This window comes from Pseudomonadota bacterium, from assembly GCA_039028935.1.
Lineage (GTDB): Bacteria > Pseudomonadota > Gammaproteobacteria > Steroidobacterales > SZUA-146 > SZUA-146.
This window is the reverse complement of record JBCCHD010000081.1, coordinates 1-3,261: the sequence shown is the minus strand read 5'-3', so window position 1 is coordinate 3,261 and position 3,261 is coordinate 1. Positions and strand designations below refer to the sequence as shown.

Genomic DNA, 3,261 nt, shown 5'->3' with positions numbered 1-3,261 from the left:
GTCAGCTACCAGACGCATGCTGCCTTCGTACTTGTTGTAGGGGATCTTCTCTTCACCAAACTCGATGCAGATGTCGGTGGCGAGCCGCCCCTTGGCGGAATCCCAGCCCCGACCCAGTTCTACGTCATTGAAGAGTTCGTAGGAATAACGACGCTGGTCGTCAGAAATTCGCGCTTCCGTTGCGCTCATGACCAGCAGTGCGAGCGATGCAGCTCCACACGTACGAATGAATGGATGTTTCATTGAGTGCTCCCTTATGCACTTACTCATGATTGGCTCAACGTGCCTTGAACGAAGGGCAATCCTTTTGCCCGCTGATAAACCGGAAACTCTAGGTGAATGCACCTCGCTCAACGTTGAGACCGGTTATGCCGCCTACGGTGGACCCGGTTCACACTCCGCTGTGGATTGCGGGTCATCGGTATACGGCGGCGCTCACGTACCCACAAGTGAGTACGGGTATGACTCTAGGCGTACCACAGACAGGTCGTATGTGACGTTTTTCACACCCTCCGCGCGCCTTTTTGAGTTCAGGAGCGCGAAATGGGCATTGATTGTGGTATTTCGCACAGAGAAGGTGTCTGCCGCCCGGTCACAGCAGCGTGCGACAGCCGCATCTTTGGCTGTCAGTAAGCTCCAGCATTATCGATATCGAAGTTGTAGAGCTTGCGAGCCGATCCGTAACGACGAAATTCCGAAGGGTCGGCGTCTGCATCGGCTGCGGCAAGCAGGCGCGTCAGGGTTTCCAGATGCTCCGCACGCAGGTCCTTTTCAACGCAATCCGCGCCTAACGACTTGACCTCGCCGCGCACGAAAATCTGCGCTTCGTACAAACTGTCGCCCAGCGCGTCTCCGGCATCGCCCAGCACGACGAGATTACCGGCCTGCGCCATGAACGCGCTCATATGTCCGATGTTGCCGTGCACGACGATGTCGATGCCTTTCATCGATATGCCGCAGCGGCTCGACGCGTTCCCTTTGATCACGAGCAAACCGCCATGCGCGGTGGCGCCCGCGTACTGGCTGGCGTCTCCGTCAACAACGACCTTGCCGGACATCATATTCTCGGCGGCACCCGGCCCTACAGAACCCTGCACGTTAACGGTCGCCTGCTGATTCATGCCGGCGCAGTAGTAGCCCGTGGACCCTTTGACGGTGACCTCAATCGGCGCGTCCAGGCCAACCGCAATGGCATGGCTGCCGAGCGGGTTGACGATTTCGAAAGCCTGATTCGAGCCGCCCGGTTCGGCTTGCAGCGTCGCGTTGACTTCACGCAATCCCTGCGCCGAGACGTCGAGTGTTTGCATCGATTCAGTGTTCCCAGAAATACACGGTGGCCGGTTCCGGTTCCCAGACTCGCGCGGCATCGATGTCCGGTAATCCCACCAGCGCGCGATACTCGGAGCCGAAGGCCACATATTGATCCGTTTCGGCCATTACCGCCGGTTTGCATGCGATCGGATCGCGCACGACGCCGAAGCCGTCGCGCGTTCCCACCACGAAAGTGTAGAAACCGTCCAGATCGTCGATACCGGCTTCCAATGCTTCTCGTAGGTTCGCGCCTTCGCGCATTTTCCAAGTGAGGTAGGCCGCTGCGACTTCGGTGTCGTTCTCGGTTTCGACCTCCACTCCGCGGCGTCCGAGCTGACGGCGGAGCGAGTTGTGGTTCGACAGCGAGCCGTTGTGGACGAGGCACTGATCCGAACCGGTCGAGAAAGGATGCGCCCCGAGCGTCGTCACGGCGCTCTCCGTGGCCATCCGCGTGTGACCGATACCGTGCGTCCCGCGTAGCGTCGGCAGGTTGAACCGCTCAGCGACGGTCTTCGGGAGCCCCACCTCCTTGTAGATCTCGATGGCGTCGCCGGCGGACATCAGGCGCAATCCGTCGATCGCGCGGATCTTTGCGCGGACCGCGTCGGCGTCTTCCGGTGCGCAGGTCACGATGGCGTGCGTATCGATGCGCGTGACCTCGGCGCCCAGCACTTCTCCCAACGATTCAAACTGTGTGTCCGGGTCGGGCGCCTGGACCGTCAGTTTGACCTGACCGTCTTCGTGGCCCCGGTAAACCGCGATCCCGGCGCTGTCCGGTCCCCGGTCAGACATCGAGACCAGCATGTCGGTCAGGAGCCGACCGAGATCGGCTTCGAGCGCGCGGTCTTTCAGGAACAAGCCGACGATGCCGCACATGTTTGTTCTCCTTGTTCGGCGGCCACATCAGCTCGTCTTGAGGCGTTGCACGCGTCGCGGCAAGAAGCGCCTGCGGCCGTTCAGGGACGGTACTTTGCGCGATTTTCAATAGCGCGACAATTGAACTCATCCTTTTTTGACGCGGAGCAGCCCAGAGCGCCAATGTCTTATGCCAACACCGCCGTCCGGCACGTCAGATGTTGACCTGACCGGTCACGTCGCACATGTCCTGGCGACCGGGCCAACGGGGCTGCTACATGCCGGGCAAATTGACCGAGGGCCGGCGCAGGAACGGCCTCAGCGGGAACTGGCCGACCTCGACCTGCCCGGTGAGCCCCTCGGGCCCCGCCGGCTACCGTGTTTGACAAAGACACGCTGCGCTTCCTCCCGGGCTTCACTTGTGCCCTTGATGGCGTACATCTTTGAACGCGCAGATCGGTACGCCGTGATGTGGTCGACGATGGGAGGTGGATAGTCCTGCCCGATCACGCAGCCGCTGCGGAGCTGAACCGAATGTGGCATGCGGTGTGGCTCCGCCAGATATGCAGCGGGCACGTGGGCCAGCTCCGGGCAGTACTTGCGAATGAAGACGCCCTGGGGATCTTGTTCCGCTGCCTGTTTGATCGGCGAATAAATTCGAAAGGTGTTGATGCCGGTAACACCGGACTGCATCTGCACCTGCGAGAAATGAATGCCCGGCTCATAGTCCAGGAACAGCCGCGCGAGATGTAGCGCCGTAGGCCGCCAGTGCAGCCAGAGGTGATAGCTCGCGAAGCTGACCAACATTGCCCGCATGCGGAAATTGATCCAGCCGCTCTCGTGCAGCGCCCGCATGCATGCGTCCACCATTGGATACCCTGTGCGGCCTGCAGCCCACGCGTCGAATCGCACCGGATCGAACGCGTCTTCCCGCAGGCCATCGTAAGCGCGGCTCATGTTCTGGAACTCGATGTCCGGCTCGTCTTCCAGCTTTTGAATAAAGTGACAGTGCCAACGCAGGCGTTCGCCAAACGCCTTGATGGAGCCGCGCCAACGGGATGCCTCACCGCGCGCGCCCGCGCGCACCTGGCGCAG

At 60.9% G+C, this 3,261-nt stretch carries 4 protein-coding genes; all 4 read right to left on the bottom strand.

What is annotated here, in order from left to right; all coding sequences use genetic code 11:
- Positions 1 to 243 (bottom strand): hypothetical protein (locus AAF465_17390; GenBank protein MEM7084497.1); only part of this gene is annotated, 243 nt, incomplete at its 3' end.
- 383 nt (positions 244 to 626) lie between these two features.
- Complete coding sequence (locus tag AAF465_17385) at positions 627 to 1,307, bottom strand: protein GlxC (GenBank protein MEM7084496.1); 681 nt, start codon at positions 1,305 to 1,307, stop codon at positions 627 to 629.
- A 4-nt stretch (positions 1,308 to 1,311) separates the two neighbouring features.
- On the bottom strand, positions 1,312 to 2,187 hold the full coding sequence (locus tag AAF465_17380; GenBank protein ID MEM7084495.1) for a glutamine amidotransferase family protein: 876 nt from the start codon (positions 2,185 to 2,187) through the stop codon (positions 1,312 to 1,314).
- Between the two features lie 297 nt (positions 2,188 to 2,484).
- Positions 2,485 to 3,261 (bottom strand): FAD-binding domain-containing protein (locus tag AAF465_17375; GenBank protein ID MEM7084494.1); only part of this gene is annotated, 777 nt, incomplete at its 5' end.

Excerpts from the sequence above, each read along its gene's own strand:
- AAF465_17385 (MEM7084496.1), bottom strand. The coding sequence starts at position 1,307 with ATGCAAACACTCGACGTCTCGGCGCAGGGATTGCGTGAAGTCAACGCG.
- AAF465_17380 (MEM7084495.1), bottom strand. The coding sequence starts at position 2,187 with ATGTGCGGCATCGTCGGCTTGTTCCTGAAAGACCGCGCGCTCGAAGCC.